The following is a 17,066-nucleotide window of genomic DNA, read 5'->3' as shown; positions in this document are numbered from 1 at the left end:
CTCATGACCTGGACTGATCGCTTGTCCGTGATGCGATCAGCGCCCGGCTGTCATAGGCCAGCACGGTCACGGCGGCCATCGCCACGGCCAGCCCCAGCAGCATGCCACCATAGCCTGCCTGGTCGAGCAGCACGCCGGCCGCCAGCGGCACGGCCATGCGGCCGGCCGCGAACAGGCTGGCCTGCACGCCGTAATCGGCGGCGCTGTGGCCGGGCCGCGCGAAATACATCATCAGGCCAAACGCCAGGCTGGCCGCCGCGCCCATCGCCAGGGCCACCAGCAGGGCCGCAGCGATCAGGCCGGCGGGCGAGCGCAGCCACACGGCCAGCGCCAGGGCCAGCAATGCCAGCAGGCTCAGCATGGTTACGCCGGGCAGCGCGCCGACCACGCCGATGCGGCGCACGAGACGCACCGTGGCCAGGCTGGCCAGCGCGGCCACCACGCCGCCGCCCACGCCGGCGATCAGCGCTACTTGCCCGGCCGCAAAACCATGGTCGAGCAGCAGCGGTTTCAAATAAAACCAGGCGCTGCCGATGAATGGAAAGCACAGCAGCAGCAAGACGTTCCAGCGCGGCGCGGCACGCTGCGCAAAATAGCCGCGCCAGTTGCCGGATGCGTCAGGCGCCACGGCGTCGTCCCGGGAGGGACGCGGCAGCCAGCACAGTCCCGCCGCGCCGAAGGCCAGCAAGGCGGCCATCAGCCAGAACGGCGCGCGCCAGCCCCAGCGTGTCTGCAGCAACAGCATCAGGCCGCCGCCGACAATCGCGCCCAGCGACAGGGCCGCCGAACGGATGCCGCCGGCGCGCAGGCGCTGCGCTTCGGGCAGCATGCGGATGGCCAGCGCATTGACGGGAATGTCGGTCCAGGTGGCCAGCAGCGCCGCGCCCATGGCCAGCGCGAACAGCGTCATGCGGTGGTCCAGCCAGTCGCGCCATCCGAGCACCAGCAGCAGCGCGCAGAACAGCAGGCACAGGGCGATACTCCAGCGCCGGTAAGCGCGCCCCTTGCCGGCGCCGGCGCTGCGCTCGATGGGGGCGGCCAGCACGAATTTGAACAGGGCCGGCACACCGGCCAGCTGGAACAGGCCGATGTCGACGCCTGACCAGCCCTGCTGGCGCATGAGCAGGGGCAGGCCCAGCCACAGGTAGACGGCGGGCGCCGTCAGGGCCAGGTTGAGCCAGCCGAACAAGGCCTGGCGCAAGGCGGTCTGCCGCGCCGCGTTCACAGGCTGGCCTTGCGGGCGATCAGTACCTGCACCGGCGCCATGGGAAAGTCGCTGGCCTGGTATTGCTCCACCTGCCGCCAGCCGGCCGCCTGCAAGTGCATCGCCAGTTCACCCTGGCGCGTGACGTTGCGGCCCAGCATGCGCATCGGCAAATAATATGGCAGCACGCGCGACGCATCGTCGGGCGTGGGCGCGATTTCCGCCTGCACGCAGACCAGCACGCCACCGGGCGCCAGCGCCGCATGCATCTTGTGCAGGGCCGCCTGCATGTCCGGCACGAAGTGCAGCACGGACGAGCACCACACCAGGTCGTAGCCGCTGCCGATCTCGTCAACGCCCAGGTCGCCAGCGAGCGTATCGATACGTTCCGACAGCCCCGCATGGGCGATATTGGCAGCCGCCACGGCCACCGTTTCCGGCCAGTCGAACACCGTGGCCTGCATGCGCGCATGGGCTTGCGCCAGCGCGATGGCGACCCAGCCGGGACCGCCGCCCAGGTCCAGCAGGCGCAGTGGCGTGTCGCGTGACGTGAACGGCGCGATGCGCTCCATCACCGACAGCGCCGCGCGCATGGTCACCGCACGCTGCTCCTGGCCGATCTGCTGCTGCGCGGCGGCGGCCCAGTTGACGCCGGTCGAGGTGTTATAGGACGACAAGGTCGGCTTGCCGCCGTCGCGCACCAGGCTGTGCAGCTGCGTGCCGAAATGGCGCAGCGCATGCAGGCGGTACAGCCACGCGTCGCCGCAAAAGGCAGCCGAGCTGCGGCAGAAATACCGGTGCGCCGTGGCCGCGCAGCGGTAGCTGGCCGGCTTGTCGCCGGCCTCGTCGGCCACGTTGCGGTCGAGCAGCTGCATGCTCCACAGCAGTTCCAGCAGCAGTGCCGTATGGGGCGCGTGCAGCGCCAGCGACAAGGCCAACTGGGCCGCCGTATGCGGCGTTTCCAGGGCATCGAAAATGCCCAGTTCCAGTGTGGCGGCCAGTGCATCGGCCTGGACCGGCGCGACGGCCAGGTCCCAGTACGGTTGCAGGCGATGAGGGGTATGGAATGACATGGTGTTCCTTTCGTGGATAAGGCCGGTCAGCGCGACCAGCGCAATGTCAGGCCCGCCTCGCGCGGCGGACTGTAGACGGTGACGATGCCGTTCTGGTAGCCGACCGCGTCATGGCGGCGGTCGGCGGCATTGTTGACATGGGCCACCAGGTCCCAGTCGCCCCTGCGGTAGCCGGCCGACAGGTTCAGCAGGGCATGGCCATTGCGCCGGTAGCGGTTGGCCGCGTCGAGGAAGATGGCGCCCACGCCGCTGAGGGCGGCCTGGCCATGCCAGCCCTTGTCGGTGTCATGGCGCAGGGACAGCTGGGCGCTGCGGTCGGGCGCGAAGGGATTGTGCTTGCCGTCGTAGTTGCTGGCGCCATCGCGAAACTGCGCGAAGCGCGTGCGGTTCCAGGCCAGCGCCGCCTGCGCCTGCCAGCCACGCCCCAGCAGGTAGTCGACTTCCAACTCCGCCCCCGCCGAGCGCGCGCTGGCCGCATTGGTCAGGTAGACCATGCCGGGCGTGGGCATCTGCTGCACCTGCATTTCGTCGATCTGCATGCGGTAGACGGCGGCCGCATAGCGCAGCCGTTTCCCCAGCGTGCCTTTGGCGCCCAGTTCGATGGCACGCACGGTTTCCGGCGAAAACGCTGTATAGCGCGATGACGGCGCAAACACGTTGTAGCCGCCGGCGCGGAAACCGTCGCTCCAGGTGGCGTACAGCTGCTGCGCCTGGCTCAGCTGATACCGCAGCGACAGCTTGGGCGTGTAGCGGCTCCAGTTGCCATCCTGGCGCGCGCCGGCGGGCGTGGCGTAGTGGACCTTGTCGCGTTCGTAGCGCGCGCCGCCATCGATGCTCCAGGCGCCGCCCAGCGGCACGTTCCAGTCGGTGAACACGGCCGCCGAATTGCCGCCCAGTTTCGCGGCACTGCGCGTGAGGGCCAGCGGCAGTTTCTGTTGGTTCAGCAGGTCGTGATCATCGCGGTCGGCATACACGCCGGCCAGCCACTGCGCCGCGCCCAGCTTGCCATTGAGGCGCAGCTCCTGCGAGATGGTGCGGAAGTGGTGGTCGCGCGCGATATGCAGCAGGTCGGCCGGCCGGAAATCCGTATCCTGTTGCGCCTTGTCATGGACGTCGCTGCGCGCCGTGATCGACCGCAGCGCGAGGTCGGGCGCCAGCTGGCGCGTGAGGTCCAGCGACACGCTGCTGCCGGTGGATCGGTTCCAGCTGGGCGTGCCCGACTGCACCGTGGCGCGCGCGGCCGTGGGGCCGGTGGCGACGGCACCCCACAGGGCGCTGCCATCGTCATAGGCGACATGGCGGTAGCGGACAATCGCCTCGGTCAGCGCATCGGGCGTCCAGCGCAGCGCCAGTTTCAGGTGTTCGCTGTCGCGGCCGTCTTCCTTGCGTCCCGTGTTCCGGTTGCTGATAAAGCCATTCTGGCGGCGTTTTTCCAGGCCGACGCTGGCGTACAGGGTATCGGCGATCAGCGCGCGCGATAAATCCACGCGCACGGCGCGCTTGTCGCGGCTGCCCGCCACCACTTCCACCGTGCTGTGCGGCACGTTGCCGGGTAGCCTGGAATAGATGGCGATCACGCCCGCCTCCGCGTTGCGCCCATACAAGGTGCCTTGCGGGCCGCGCAGTACTTCCACCCGTTCGACGCCGAGCAGATTGTCGTCAAAGCCCTGCGCCATCAGCACCGGCACGCCATCGTTGAGCAGCAGGGTGGCGCTGGAAAAGGAAAAGAAATTGGCCGTCAGGCCGCGCATCACGGGCGACAGCACGCCCGCCTGGCCGAAAGGCTGGAAGGACAGGCCCGGCGTCATGGTGGCCAGGTCTTCCAGCCCGCGCGCGCCGGCGGCCTGCAGGCGGTCGTCGTCGAATACGCTCACGCTGGCTGGCGTTTGCGCCAGCAATTGCTCCTGCTTGCTGGCGCTGATGGTCACCACCGGCAAGGCGGCCTCGTCCGCATGAACGGCGCAAGGCGCCGACAGCAGCAGCGTGGAGAGGATGAAGCGGGGCCGCAAAGGGCCGGTGAGGGGAAAAGACGACATGCTGGCGGGCTCCGGTAGGGATGGATAGGCATGCCAGCTATTTTATGCAACAATGAGAATAATTATCATTTGCATTTGTATGCCATCAGGCGCATTTCATCTGCATTGCGTTGAAAGGAGCAGGCATGCTGTTACAGGAATCCGACACGCCCGAATGGATGCGCCGCCAGCGCGATGCCGGCGATGGCGAAGGCCGTTTCGAGCAGACGACCATCGACGACGGGCTGCTGCTGGTGCATTCCGATTTCCGCCCGCGCCAGGCGCTGGTCGAGCAGGCCGTGCGCAGCGGCGAGGCGGGAGGACTGGTGATTACCGTCGGGCTGCACGGCCGGTCCGGCTATGTCGGGCACGACGGCGCCCGATTGCGCTTCGAACAGGGCCATACGACGGTGTCCGCGTTTCGCCAGGGCAGCGGCGAGCGCCGTTTCGAGGCGGGCCAGCGCGTGGCGCAATTGCGCCTGCTGGTCGATGAACCGGCGCTGGCGCGCTATGGCCATGCGGCGTTGCTGCCCGAGCATGGCGTGCGGCCGCTGGGGTTTGGCGCCACCACGCGCGCCAGCGGCTTGCTGGTGCGTTCCCTGCTGCATGCACACGATGCGCTGGCCATGCATATCGGCGTGCTCAGCTTGCTGTCCGAACAGCTGCGCGCGCTGCAGCCGGCGCCCGTCATGACGACGCGCTGGAGCGAGGCCGAGATCGCGAAAATCGAGCGCGTCCATGCGCTGATGGAAGAACAGCTGGCGCAGGAACTGACGCTAGCCTATCTGTGCGCACAGGTGGGCCTGAGCCTGTTCAAGCTGAAACAGGGCTGGCGCCACCGCTACCACGACAGCCCGTATCGCACCCTGCTGGCGCTGCGCATGCGGCGTGCCCATCTGTTGCTGGAAAACGGCTGCCAGGTGGCGCAAGCGGGCTGGCAGGTGGGCTACCGCCATCCGGCCAATTTCAGCGCCGCCTTCAGCCGGTATTTTGGCTATGCGGCGAAGACGGTGGGGCGCGCCGGCGTTTGAGCAGTGCAGGTAAAATCGGCGGGCACTTTTATTCGATCGACTTCAAGGAGATACGATGTCCCGCAAACTATTTGTCAACCTGCCCGTCAAGGAACTCGACCGCTCGGTACAGTTTTTCACCGCACTGGGCTTCAGTTTCAACGCCCATTTTACGGATGAAACGGCGACCTGCATGATCGTCAGCGAGAGCAGTTTCGTGATGCTGCTGACGGAGGAAAAATTCAAACAGTTCACGCCCAAGCAGCTGTGCGATACAACGCAGGCGACAGAAGTACTGGTGTGTCTGTCGGCCGAGAGCCGGGCCGAAGTCGATCAGCTGGTGGCGAAAGCCGTGGCGGCCGGCGGCAGCCTCTACAAGGAGCCGCTCGATTTCGGCTTCATGTATGGCCACAGTTTCCAGGATCCGGACGGCCATCAGTGGGAAGTGATGTTTATGGAACCGGAAGCGATCCCATCATGATGTAGGTCGGGTAGATACTGTTATCCCCGTCAAGCGTTGTGCAAGGTTGGATCAAATATTTTTCCCGACCTGAGCACGCCGAATGCCACGTGCACCAGCTTGCGCATCATGGCGCCGATGATCAGTTTCGGTGGCTTGCCGGCAGCGCTGAGCCGCTGACCAAAGCGCTGACCCCATGGTGTCCTGTATACGGTCACCATGGCTGGCATGTACAGCGCCTTTCGCAGGAAACTGTGACCAATCTTCGACATGCGTGGCTTGCCACGTACGCTCGATCCTGACTCGTGCTGGCGCGGGTCGAGTCCCGCAAACGCCACGGCTTGCTTGGCGTTGTCGAAGCGCTCGGTATCGGCATAGTACGACAGCAACACTGGTATCGTGCGCTCACCCAGACCAGGGATGCTGTCGAGCAGCTCGCGCTTATCGCGTAAATCCGGATCATCGTCGATATGGCGCTTGATGGCGCGAATGAGTTCCTTGATTTCTTTGTCGAGCCAGGCAATGTGATCCTCGATACCCTGGCGTACCGCTTCTCGCGCGACGTCGAGCCGATTCGTTTCCTGCAACCGCATCGCTTGCACCGCTTCGAGGCGCAGCACCAAGGCGCGCAGTGCCTGCGCGGCGGGCGACGGCGCTGTCCACGGCTGCGGTTGGCGCTCATGGGCAAAGTCGGCAATCAACTGCGCGTCGACCTTGTCGGTCTTGGTGCGTACCATGCGCGAGGCGCCAAAGGCCTTCATCTGTGCCGGATTGATGACACTGACCACCATGCCAAGTCCGGCCAGATATTCGGCAACCCCTTCCCAGTAAGTGCCAGTCGCTTCCATACATACTCTCGGGTTGCCGGCATCATGCTTGAGCAGCCATTCGCTCAGTGCAGCAAATCCTTTGTGATTGTTCTCTACTACCTTGTTACGGTGCTTGCCATTGGGCAGGCGCAGTGCGCAGTCCAGCTTGGCCTTGGCAACGTCGATTCCTAAATTAAACATGCTGTGGTCCTCTTGCGATCTACCTTGTGAATGCGGGCTACCGGCGTGCCGGTGCCAAAGATACTGTCCGATCTTGACATGGAGGGTGGGTAACTGGTGCGAGATCTACATCGCTGGCTTTGAGCCTAAGGGCGGATACGGCATCCAGTTACCCGGTCTTGATATGCCTACCAAGAATTTTGACAGCGGTCGATGTTGTTCGCAACACCACCAACCGCATGAGAGGAATAATACAAGGTCGGGTTAGCGCTTCGCGCGTAACCCGACAACATTGTTGGCCTTATTGGCCTTAACTCGCCAGCGCCAGCAAATCCACCACTTCCAGCCCCGCCAGGTCTTGCGTCGTATTGCCCGCAAACGCGGCGCGGCTCGGCTGGCCGTCTTTCAGCCAGGTACGCGTGACGGCCTTGATCTGCTCCAGCGTGCAGGTCAGCACGCCAGTGCGGAACTGCTGGCGCACGGCTTCCGTCGTGCCGCGCTGCTGCATATTCCAGGCCGTCAGCGCTTCCGCATACGGCGAGTGCGGCTTGTCCAGGCCCTTGATCACGCAGATGATGGCTTCTTCAACTTGTTCCTGCGAGAACGTGCCGTCGAGGATCTGCGTCAGGGTCACGTCGAAGTCGGCATAGGTGCCGGCCAGGCGCGGATCGCGGTAGGAGCTGAGGGTGAACGTGCCCGCGCCGGCCGCATAGCTGGCGCTGCCGCCATAGGCGCCGCCTTTTTCGCGCAGGGCCGTATGCAGCACCTGGTTGGTCATCAGTTCGGCCGCCACGGCCAGCGCCGATGCGTCCGGGCTGTGCACGCCGGGCACGGTCCAGGAGACGAAGCAATGGTTGATCTGGCTGGTCGCGTGCAAGGCCGTATTGGCCAGCACCAGCGGCACCACCGGTGGCGCGTTCACCGCGCCTTCTTCCACCACTTCTGCCTTTGCCGCAGTCTGGTCGACGCGTGGCAGGTCCAGCAGGCCGGCCAGGATCACGCCGTCCTGGTCCAGGCCGGCGCACAGCACGGTCGGCGGCTGGGCGATGATGTGGGCGTGCAGGGCGTCGAGTTCGCGCGCGATTTCCTGCAAGCCCTCGGAGGTCTTGCTCAGCTGCTGCAAGCGGCGGTAGAACGGCAGCGCGGCCGGGCCGCCGATCAGGTCGTCGAAGCGGCGCATCGGCGACAGCGGCGCGGTCGAGGCCAGCATGGCGTAGCGGCTGCCGGACTCGGCCAGGCTGCTCAATTTGTCCTGCACCAGGCTTTCGATCAGGAAGGCCAGGCGCTCTTCCTCATCGAAGCGCGGTTTTGCGATCCAGGCCGACAGCACGGCGGCGATCGCCTCGTGTTCTTCGCGCAGGCCGCTGGCCGAGAACGACAGTTCCACGCGCATGGTCTGCTGCGGGCGTGGAATCGCTTCCAGGCCGATATGGAACGAGGGCACCATGCTCTGGCGCCAGGCGCTGGCGTCGTCGAACGACATGTCGCCCACACCGAGTTCCGGCGCCAGGTCGGTGTACAGGCGCAGCCATGGCCACGACGCTTCCGGCAGATGCGACACGTCGTACAGCACGTTGGCGTAGCTGATGCCGTTCGAGGCGATCGAAAACGCCACCGCGCCGTTGACGGCGTCGGGAATCGCCAGCGCCGGGCGCGGATGCGCGCTGACGTCGCCCGGGCGGATGCGCGGCAGCACTTCCGAGTTCGACGGCAGTTGCTGGTGCGCGTCAAGCGCTGCGGACTCTGCCACGATATGGGCGCGCTGTTCGTCGCTCAGGCTGGCCTGCAAGGCCGCCAGTTTCGCGTCTTCCTGGGCCGCGCGTTCCGTGAAGAAGGCGGCATCGGGCACCACGCGGGTGGTCAAACGCGTCGGATTGGCGATCAGCTCGCGTACCAGCTGCTTGAAAAATTCCGGGTCGTCGATCTGCTGTTCCAGCGTTTCCAGGATGGCCGCATTGTCGAAGGCATCCATCACGTCGCCGTCATACATGGCCAGCGGCAAGGCGTGCAGCAAGCGGCCCAGGCCGTATGGCATGCGGCCGCTGCTGATTTCGCGCTGGCCATATTTGATGTCGCGCAGGGCCGCATGCAGCACGGCGGCCGGAATGCCCTCTTCGGCCGTTTCTTCCAGCGCGGTCCAGATGCGGGCATGGGCGTCGGCGATCTGTTCTTCCGTCAAGCCTTCCATGCCGATATGGAACACCATCTGGCGCGTGCCGGCGTCGCGGCCGTTCATGTCCGACGGACGGCCGTAACCGGCCGATTCCATGGCGCGCATCACGGGTGCCGACGATTCGCCGAGCAGGCCGGCCGACAGCAGGTGGGCGTGGTAGAACGCCAGCGGATCGGACGATTCGCCGAGCAGCCAGGCGAACTGCAGGCCGAATTCATCGTCGCGCGCTTCCTGCGACGGAATTTTCACGACGTTTTCCTGCGGCGCGGTCCAGGCCGGGGCCAGTTGCGGCAGGCGCCGCGGTGAAAAGCCGCTCAGTTTCGACAGCACGCGCTCGGCCACCTGTTCCTGCACGGCCGATGCTTCGATATTGCCGGCGGTCATGATCACGGCTTGCGAAGGATGGTAGTGGCTGGCGTGGAATTCCTTCAGCATGGCGTGCGTCAGTTCCGGGATATCGAGCGGATCGCCGCCCGATTCCACTTCGTACGTGGTGCCTTTCAACAAGGTGCTGGCGATGCCGCTGTCGAGCGCGCGCATGGGGCTGTTGAAGGCGCCCTTCATTTCATTGAAGACGATGCCCTGGTACACCAGTTTGTCGCCTTCGAACGCATGGCGCCAGCCTTCCTGGCGGAAGTTCAGGTAGTCGAGATTCGGGAAGAAGGCGGCGTCCAGGTAGACGTCCAGCAGATTGAAGAAATCCTTGCGGTCGGTGCTGGCGAACGGATACACGGTGCGGTCCGGATAGGTCATCGCATTCATGAAGGTGGCCGTCGAGCGGCGCAGCATCGAGAAGAACGGGTCGCGCACCGGATAGCGGGCCGAACCGCACAAGGCCAGGTGTTCCAGGATATGCGCGCGGCCGTCGCTCACTTCAGGCACGGTGGGAAAGGCCACCAGGAACACCATTTCAGCCTGCTCGGTATGCATGTGGATATGGCGCATGCCCGATGCGGGCTCGACGTATTGCTCGATGGTTGCCTGCAAGACTGGAATGAAGTTGCTGCTGACTTTTTCAAATGTGCTCATGCGGTATGGGATCTCTGCTGTAGGTGACTGGGACTGGCTCGGGGCTTGCATCGTATCTTGGGGCAACACGGCGAAAAGCCAGGGCTGGCCGCCGGTGTGATGGTGATTTGAGGTTTTTTCCTATTGTACTAGGACTATTCGCCGTGCGCCGCCGCTACCCTGGACAGCAGGCAATCCGGCAATCTTGTAATATCGGCCATTTGAGGGAAGGCGGCGTCATGCTGCGCCTGCTTGGCGTACCATGCGCCTTTTCCCACGCTCACCGAGCCGAAGGCCGCACCTTGTCCAGACTTTCCTTTCGCCAGCTGCTATTTGCCGCGTTTATCCTGACGGCCGGCATCATGGCGGCCACCTCCGTGCAAGCCTTGCTGACCCTGGAGCACCTGGCCCGTCTCGGCCGCGAAACGGCGGCGCAGGCGATCACCCTGACGGAACAGTCGCAGCGCCTGGCCGAACGCACCCTGGCGATGGAGCGCAGCGCGCGCCAGTTCATGGTGCTGGACGACCCGGTGTTCCGCGAGCGCTATGCGGCCGCGCGCGAAGAAGCGGCGGCGGCCTTGCAAATACTGAACCGCGCCACGCCGCACTTTGCGCCGCAGCTGGCCGACGAATGGACGGCGCAGGCCGAATCGGCCTGGGAAGTATTACAGGCGGGCAAGCGACGCAAGCGCGACGGTCACGCGGTGGTGTCGCGCGCCTTTGTGCGCATGGCGCAGATCAACGACACGGTGGCGCGCGACAGCAAGACGGAAATCGGCAGCCGCAATGACGATTTATTGGTCGAACTGGAACGCCAGCGCCGCCTGCTGGGCCTGCTGGTGATCGGCGCCGTGTTGCTGGCGGCCGTGTTGGCCACCTGTTTCGGCTTTCTGCTGTCGCGCCCGCTGCGCCGCATCGAGCGCGCCATCGAGCGCCTTGGCGACAAGCGCTACGACCAGACCATCGTCGTCGGCGGCCCGGCCGACACGCGCTTGCTGGGCCAGCAGCTGGACTGGCTGCGCCAGCGCCTGGCCAGCCTCGACGCCGACAAGGAACGTTTTTTGCGCCATATCTCGCACGAACTGAAAACCCCGCTGGCGGCGCTGCGCGAAGGCGTGGCCCTGCTGGAAGACGAGGTGGCCGGCAAACTCAGCGATGGCCAGCGCGAAATCGCCGGCATCCTGCAGCAGAACACGGCCTCCCTGCAAACCCAGATCGAAGACTTGCTGCGCTACAATACCGCCGCCTTTGACGCCCAGCACCTGGCGCACAGCAAGGTGGACCTGCTGGCGCTGCTGCAGGAAGTCGTGGCGGCGCAGCAATTGCAATGGCAGGCGCGCCGCCTGAGCATCGACGTGCGCGGCGAGTCGCTGGTGGTCAAGGCCGACCGCGACAAGCTGGCCACCGTGCTGGCCAACCTGCTGTCGAACGCCGTGCGCTTCAGCCCCGAGGGCGGCAGCGTGCGCTTTGAACTGTCGGGCGACCAGGGCTGTGCCCGCATCGACTGCATCGACCAGGGCGCCGGCGTCGCGCCCGAAGATGCCGAACGTATTTTCGAGCCGTTTTACCAGGGCGTGCGCCAGATGGCCGGTGCGCGCAACGGCAATGGCATCGGCCTGTCCATCGTGCGCGAATATATTGCCGCCCACGATGGCCGCGTCCTCCTCTTACCGCGCCCGGCCGGCGCTCACTTTCGGATAGAACTGCCCTTATGATGATCAAACTTTCCGCGCCGCTAGTGGCCGCCTGCGCCCTGCTGCTGGCTGGCTGCGCCGCGCCACCGCCCGTGAAACAGACTGCCGTGCTGGTGCAGACGCCGCCGCGCATCGTCGTCGTGGCCGATCCCAAGCTCAGCGAGTTGCTGGCCTACCAGGCCAGCTTGCGCCCGATGACGCCGGCCGAACTGGTGAAAGCCCAGCTGGAACTGTCCAGGGCCGACCATGCGCCGCAAAACACGATACGGCGCGCCATGCTGCAGGCCACCTTGCGCACGCCGGGGGATCTCGCGCGCGCGCAGACCCTGCTCGATTCGATCACGCAAGCCTCCAGCGACGAAGCGAAACTGCTGGCGCCGCTGGCCCAGTTCCTGTCCGGCCAGTATGCGGACTTGCGGCGCCAGGACGAGGCGGTGGAACGGCTCAACGGCCAGGTGCGCGAGGCCCAGCGCCGCAACGATCAATTGAATGAAAAACTCGAAGCGCTGAAAAATATCGAACGCAGCCTGTCGGTGCGGCCTGCCGCGGGAGCGCCGAAATGAATGCCGTGAACCATCCTCATATATTGCTGGTCGATGACGACCCGGACCTGCTGCGATTGCTGACGATCCGCCTGCAGGCCGGAAACTATCGGGTGACGGCGGTGGGCAGCGCGGAAGCGGCGCTGGCGCGCCTGGCGGTGGAGTTGCCGGCGCTGGTCATTACCGACGTGCAATTGCCGGGCCGCGACGGCCTGGCCCTGTTCGACGATATCCGGCGCCAGCATTCGGCCCTGCCCGTGATCCTGCTGACCGCGCACGGCACCATCCCCGACGCCGTCGACGCCACCGCGCGCGGCGCGTTTGCGTATCTGACCAAGCCGTTCGACGGCAAGGCGCTGATGGAAAAAGTGGCGTATGCCGTCAACCTGTCGACCGTGATGCCGGCCGCCGCGTCCAGCGACGAAAGCTGGCGTGCCGAGCTGATCAGCCGCAGTTCGCAGATGGCCGAGCTGCTGGCCGAAGCCAAGCTGGTGGCCGGGTCCGACGCCAGCATTTTGATCCGTGGTCCCAGCGGCACCGGCAAGGAATTGCTGGCGCGCGCCCTGCACAACGCCAGCCGCCGCGCCAAGGCGCCGTTTATCGCCGTCAACTGCGGCGCCATCCCCGAGCAATTGCTGGAATCCGAATTGTTCGGTCACGTAAAAGGCTCGTTTACGGGGGCGGTCGGCAACCGCGAAGGCCTGTTCCAGGCGGCCGACGGCGGCACCCTGTTCCTGGACGAGATCGGCGACATGCCGCTGCCGCTGCAGGTGAAATTGCTGCGCGTGCTGCAGGAACGGGCCGTGCGCCCCGTCGGCTCCGACCAGACGCGGGCGATCGACGTGCGCCTGCTGTCAGCCACCCACCGCGACCTGGACGTGGCGATGGCGGACGGCCAATTCCGCGAAGACCTGTATTACCGCCTGAACGTGGTGACCCTCACCCTGCCGCCGCTGGCCGAGCGCCGTGAAGATATCGCCCTGCTGGCGAATCATTTTTTGCACAAGCTGGCCGACAAGTATCAAAAGCCGCTGAACGGCTTTGCGCCCGATGCGCTGACGGCGCTGGTCAGCGCGCCCTGGCCCGGCAATGTGCGCCAGCTGGTCAATGTGGTGGAACAGGTGTGCGCGCTGGCCATGGCGCCGCTGGTGCCCCTGAGCCTGGTACAGCGCGCCTTGCGCGTGCCGTCACTGGAAGCGCTCAGCTATAACGAGGCGAAGCAGCGCTTCGAGCGCGATTACCTGATCCAGTTGCTGCGCCTGACCGACGGCAACGTGGCCGATGCGGCCAGACTGGCCGACCGCAACCGTACCGAGTTCTACCGGCTGCTGCAGAAATACGAGCTGACGCCGGCCTTGTTTCGGGGCGAAAACGACCCTGTCGCCGAATAGCGACAAGATAAAATCGTTTGAAATCAATGATTTATCGCTGGTGCCTAATTTGACGCTCACAAGCTGTCGCTGTCAGGCGACAAAAAGCGCGGTTTTCCGGGCCATGCCAGGCCGGAAAAATGCAGTTTTTATGTAAGTGGTTGATTTTAAAGAAGTTATAAAAGCTGGCACGCTGCTTGCTGTATGGACCTATGTAACGCTTCAAAGTGTTGCCTTAACCAAGTAAGAAGCTTTTAACTTCATTGAGAGGAACTACCATGCAAACATCGAAACTGTTCAATACCCTGGTTGCCGCTATCGTACTGTCGGGCGCCTCGATCACCGCTTCGCATGCCGCTGACTCCGCACCAAAAGCACAAGCTCCTGCTGACACCGTCGTAGCCGCCAACGCTGCTGCCGCAGTCCCTGATGAAACCATCACCTCGTCGGCCAAGGCCGCCCTGGGCGCCGATGCCCAAGCCGCTACCCTGCCGGTGAACGTGGCAACGCAACAAGGCGTCGTGGTCCTGTCGGGCGACGTGCCAAGCGCCGAAGCCGGCGACCGCATCGTGCAGATCGTCGCTTCCGTAAGCGGCGTGAAAGAAATCAAGAACGAACTGAAAGTCAAAGCCGCCGGCTAACGCCCTCGCGCTGTACTTTACTCCGGGTTGCCCTGTCTGCGGACAGGGCATTTTTTTGCCCTTATTTTTACCCCAAAAGCAAACCCCGGGGTCAGTCGCTTCGCGATCGGAATACTTCCCATTGGGACGTATTCCCCCGCCGGGTCCGATCCCGGCCATTTTTACGCCGTTGGGTTAATGTGCGCCCGCCACTGCGCACGGTACGCGGTCAAACCATCCACTTCCATTACTGGCGCCACCGTCGCCTCCATCACCGGCACCTCACCCCAGCGATGCAACATCCACCCGCCACAGGTGGTGCCGCTGGCGTCGGTCGATACGGCCACGTCCTGCGCTGGCCTTAACGCCGCCAGCACGCAGGCAAAATGGGGATTGTCGGTAAAGCTGCCTTCCACGGTGATCGTGCCCTGCGCATCCAGGGCGTCGAGGCAATAATCGCTCATCAGCGCGCAATACAGGGTGGCCAGCGCATAATGTTCCTGCGCCGTTTGCGGTGCCGGCCCGACGATGCGGCCCGCCTGCCCCACGAAAGGTCCGCCGGACTCGGCAAAACACGGCAGCGCCAGCGTGCCCTGCCTGACCAGCCGCTCGAGATCGGCGCTATCGCACACCTGCGGCGCCGCTCCCGCCAGTACGGAAAACTCGCGTCCGCCCATAAAGCGCATGCAGGCCACGGGTTGGCCAAGCGCATTGACATTGGCCAACATGTCGGCCGTTTCATCGAGCCGGGCCAGGGAAGCGCCAAACGCGGCGGCAATCGCCCAGGTGCCGGTCGACAGCACCGTGCGCGGCTGGTTATTTGCCTCCGCATCCAGATAGCGCAGCAGCGAGGCATTGCTGTCATGGATGCCGCACAGTACCTGGCAGTCGGGCAGCGCGGGGTTGGCTCGCACCGGCCCCAGCGGAGCCCACGCCGCTTGCAACGGTGGAAACAGCTGCGTCCATTCCATGCGATGCACCAGCGAAGAAAACGACCCTTGCTGCGGCTGCCACAAATCCGTATGGCAACCGAGGGAGGTCACTTCGCTGGCGGCCACGCCCGACAATCTCCAGGCCCAGTATTGCGGGTACGTCAGGATATGGCGCGCGCGGGAAAATTCCTGCGGACACGTTTTCGCCAGCCAGTACAGCTGCAAGCCCAGGTTCAGGCCGCACGGCAGTTGCGGCGACAGGGTGTCGGCAAACGCGGGACGCAGCGTGTCGTACTCCGCCGCCAGCGCCTGCGGCAAGGTCGATTCATAGTCGAGGATGGGCAGCACCAGCCCCGCATCGTCGACCAGCGCCGCCGTGGCGCCGTGCGTGACGGGGACAATGGCGGTAATGCGGGCCAACTGTGAAAAGGCGGCCACGGTGGTTTGCAGCCAGTCCCACAGCCGCTCCGTATCGTGGTGCGGATACGGTGCCGTGTCGAGTATGGTGTTCGGGCAGCGCTGTTCGGCCAGGATGGCGCCGGCGGCGTCGAGCAAGGTCAGCTTGGCATTGGTCTTGCCGATATCGAGTACAACGGTGGCGTCGATGATCAAGGCCCTCCTCAGGCGAGATGAAACACGGGGGCCAGCGGCACGGCGACGGGCGACGCGTCCGCCTGCGTCTCCATCAGGTCGGCCATATGGTCCCACCAGCGGCGCATGACCGGATGTTGCGGCAGCGCCGCCATCGCGTGGCCATCCATGCGGCGCAGCACGGCGAACAGCGCGCCGGTGGCCTCGTCCAGAAAGATGCTGTAGTCGCGTACGCCGGACTCGTGCAGCAAGGCCGCCAGCTCGGGCCAGATGGCGTCGTGGCGGCGTTGATATTCCACGGCATTGCCGGGTTTGAGCTGCATTCTGAAAGCGATTTGTTCCATGCGCATTTTCTTGATTATTTTTTCGTCGATTTGCGGTTCAGCAGGCGTGGCAGGGCAATCGTAATCAGCAGCAAAATGCCGACCACGATCGTCATGATGACGCCGGGAATATTGAGCAGCGCCAGGCCGTAGGTGACCATGCCCAGCAGCAGCACGGCCAGCATCACGCCGCCGATCGTACCCTTGCCGCCGGCAATGCTCACGCCGCCCAGAATCACCATGGTGATCACTTCCAGTTCCCAGCCCATGGCGATATTCGGCCGCGTACTGCCGATGCGTCCCGTCAGCAGGTACGCCGCCAGGCCGGCCATGGCGCCCGTCAGCACGAACAGGGCAAAGCGGTAGCGGTCCACCGCCACGCCCGAGAAACGCGCGGCCATCGGGTTGCAGCCGATGGCAAAGATGCGCCGGCCCCAGCTGGTCGCATGCAGCAGCACGGCAAACAGCATGGCGAAGGCCAGCAGGATCACGAACGGGCGGGGAATGATGTCGAAGAAATAGCCCTGGCCCCAGTCGATCAGCAGTTGCGGATAGCCGGTGTAGGCCTGGTCGCCCAGGATCACGCTGGCCAGGCCGCGAAACAGCGCCACCGTGCCGATCGTCACGACGATGGACGGCAAGGCAAAGCGCGTCACCAGCACGCCGTTCAGGCTGCCGCAGACGGCGCCCATGGCCAGCGCCACGAACAACAGGCCTTCCGGCGGCACGCCATGGTGGTGCGCAAAACCCATCGCCACCGACGACAGCGCCAAGGTGCCGGAGACGGAAATATCGATTTCGCGGCAGATGATCAGCAAGGCCATCGGCAGCGCGATCAGGGCTTTTTCGCTGAAATTGAAGGTGCTGTCGGCGAGATTATAGGCATCGAAAAAGTTCGGCAGGAACACGCTGTTGCCGATGAAGACGGCGACCAGCAGCAGCGCCAGCAGCGCTTCCCAGTGCGCCAGGTAATGCGACAGCCGCGGCGCCTTGCGGTCGAGGATGGTATAGCGCGAACCGGGCGCTTTGGGCAGTGATGTATCGTTCATGTCGGCACTGTGG

14 protein-coding genes are annotated in these 17,066 nt (G+C 64.9%); 6 read left to right on the top strand and 8 right to left on the bottom strand.

Annotated elements, in window-relative coordinates; genetic code table 11:
• Position 1: 1 nt before the first annotated feature.
• From Q8L25_RS01255 to Q8L25_RS01245, 3 genes are read right to left on the bottom strand one after another with little or no spacing between them, the layout of a single operon-like run.
• On the bottom strand, positions 2-1,225 hold the full coding sequence (locus Q8L25_RS01255; protein WP_308923188.1) for an MFS transporter: 1,224 nt from the start codon (positions 1,223-1,225) through the stop codon (positions 2-4).
• Complete coding sequence (locus tag Q8L25_RS01250; RefSeq protein ID WP_308923187.1) at positions 1,222-2,277, bottom strand: class I SAM-dependent methyltransferase; 1,056 nt, start codon at positions 2,275-2,277, stop codon at positions 1,222-1,224. The genes Q8L25_RS01255 and Q8L25_RS01250 overlap by 4 nt, the downstream gene beginning before the upstream one ends.
• Before the next feature lie 26 nt (positions 2,278-2,303).
• Positions 2,304-4,313: a TonB-dependent receptor gene (locus tag Q8L25_RS01245; protein WP_308923186.1), complete on the bottom strand. Its 2,010-nt coding sequence runs from the start codon at positions 4,311-4,313 to the stop codon at positions 2,304-2,306.
• Positions 4,314-4,438: 125 nt separating this feature from the next.
• On the opposite strand from Q8L25_RS01245, the gene Q8L25_RS01240 reads away from it, so the two are divergent.
• Both Q8L25_RS01240 and Q8L25_RS01235 read left to right on the top strand, forming a co-directional pair.
• A complete protein-coding gene (locus tag Q8L25_RS01240; protein ID WP_308923185.1) occupies positions 4,439-5,323 on the top strand; it encodes an AraC family transcriptional regulator in 885 nt (294 codons plus the stop codon).
• Positions 5,324-5,378: 55 nt separating this feature from the next.
• Positions 5,379-5,783 carry a VOC family protein gene (locus Q8L25_RS01235; protein ID WP_308923184.1) on the top strand — a complete coding sequence of 135 codons (405 nt, stop codon included), beginning with the start codon at positions 5,379-5,381 and terminating at the stop codon, positions 5,781-5,783.
• 29 nt (positions 5,784-5,812) lie between these two features.
• Here the strand turns inward: Q8L25_RS01235 and Q8L25_RS01230 are convergent, their stop codons facing one another.
• Positions 5,813-6,772, bottom strand: a complete 960-nt coding sequence (locus Q8L25_RS01230) for an IS110 family transposase (protein ID WP_308923183.1) — start codon at positions 6,770-6,772, stop codon at positions 5,813-5,815.
• A 289-nt stretch (positions 6,773-7,061) separates the two neighbouring features.
• Positions 7,062-9,953: an insulinase family protein gene (locus Q8L25_RS01225; RefSeq protein WP_308923182.1), complete on the bottom strand. Its 2,892-nt coding sequence runs from the start codon at positions 9,951-9,953 to the stop codon at positions 7,062-7,064.
• Between the two features lie 281 nt (positions 9,954-10,234).
• On the opposite strand from Q8L25_RS01225, the gene Q8L25_RS01220 reads away from it, so the two are divergent.
• The 4 genes from Q8L25_RS01220 to Q8L25_RS01205 all read left to right on the top strand — a co-directional run bounded on the left by Q8L25_RS01220 (position 10,235) and on the right by Q8L25_RS01205 (position 14,179).
• A complete protein-coding gene (locus Q8L25_RS01220) occupies positions 10,235-11,647 on the top strand; it encodes a HAMP domain-containing sensor histidine kinase (RefSeq protein WP_308923181.1) in 1,413 nt (470 codons plus the stop codon).
• Positions 11,644-12,189 (top strand): hypothetical protein, encoded by a 546-nt coding sequence (locus tag Q8L25_RS01215; RefSeq protein ID WP_308923180.1) that lies wholly within the window; start codon positions 11,644-11,646, stop codon positions 12,187-12,189. The genes Q8L25_RS01220 and Q8L25_RS01215 overlap by 4 nt, the downstream gene beginning before the upstream one ends.
• Complete coding sequence (locus tag Q8L25_RS01210; RefSeq protein ID WP_308923179.1) at positions 12,186-13,559, top strand: sigma 54-interacting transcriptional regulator; 1,374 nt, start codon at positions 12,186-12,188, stop codon at positions 13,557-13,559. Before Q8L25_RS01215 ends, Q8L25_RS01210 begins: the two co-directional genes overlap by 4 nt.
• 257 nt (positions 13,560-13,816) lie before the next feature.
• Positions 13,817-14,179, top strand: coding sequence for a BON domain-containing protein (locus tag Q8L25_RS01205; RefSeq protein ID WP_308923178.1), 363 nt, complete (start codon positions 13,817-13,819; stop codon positions 14,177-14,179).
• Positions 14,180-14,340: 161 nt separating this feature from the next.
• On the opposite strand, the gene Q8L25_RS01200 is transcribed toward Q8L25_RS01205, so the two are convergent.
• The 3 genes from Q8L25_RS01200 to Q8L25_RS01190 are packed head-to-tail and all read right to left on the bottom strand — an operon-like array spanning position 14,341 to position 17,053.
• Positions 14,341-15,702, bottom strand: a complete 1,362-nt coding sequence (locus Q8L25_RS01200) for an FGGY family carbohydrate kinase (RefSeq protein ID WP_308923177.1) — start codon at positions 15,700-15,702, stop codon at positions 14,341-14,343.
• A gap of 8 nt (positions 15,703-15,710) precedes the next feature.
• On the bottom strand, positions 15,711-16,025 hold the full coding sequence (rhaM, locus tag Q8L25_RS01195) for an L-rhamnose mutarotase (protein WP_374694224.1): 315 nt from the start codon (positions 16,023-16,025) through the stop codon (positions 15,711-15,713).
• Between the two features lie 14 nt (positions 16,026-16,039).
• A complete protein-coding gene (locus tag Q8L25_RS01190) occupies positions 16,040-17,053 on the bottom strand; it encodes an ABC transporter permease (RefSeq protein WP_308925629.1) in 1,014 nt (337 codons plus the stop codon).
• Between the last annotated feature and the right edge of the window lie 13 nt (positions 17,054-17,066).

This window comes from Janthinobacterium sp. J1-1 (assembly GCF_030944405.1).
In the GTDB taxonomy this organism is placed as follows: domain Bacteria; phylum Pseudomonadota; class Gammaproteobacteria; order Burkholderiales; family Burkholderiaceae_D; genus Janthinobacterium.
This window is presented reverse-complemented; position numbering and strand designations above follow the sequence as displayed.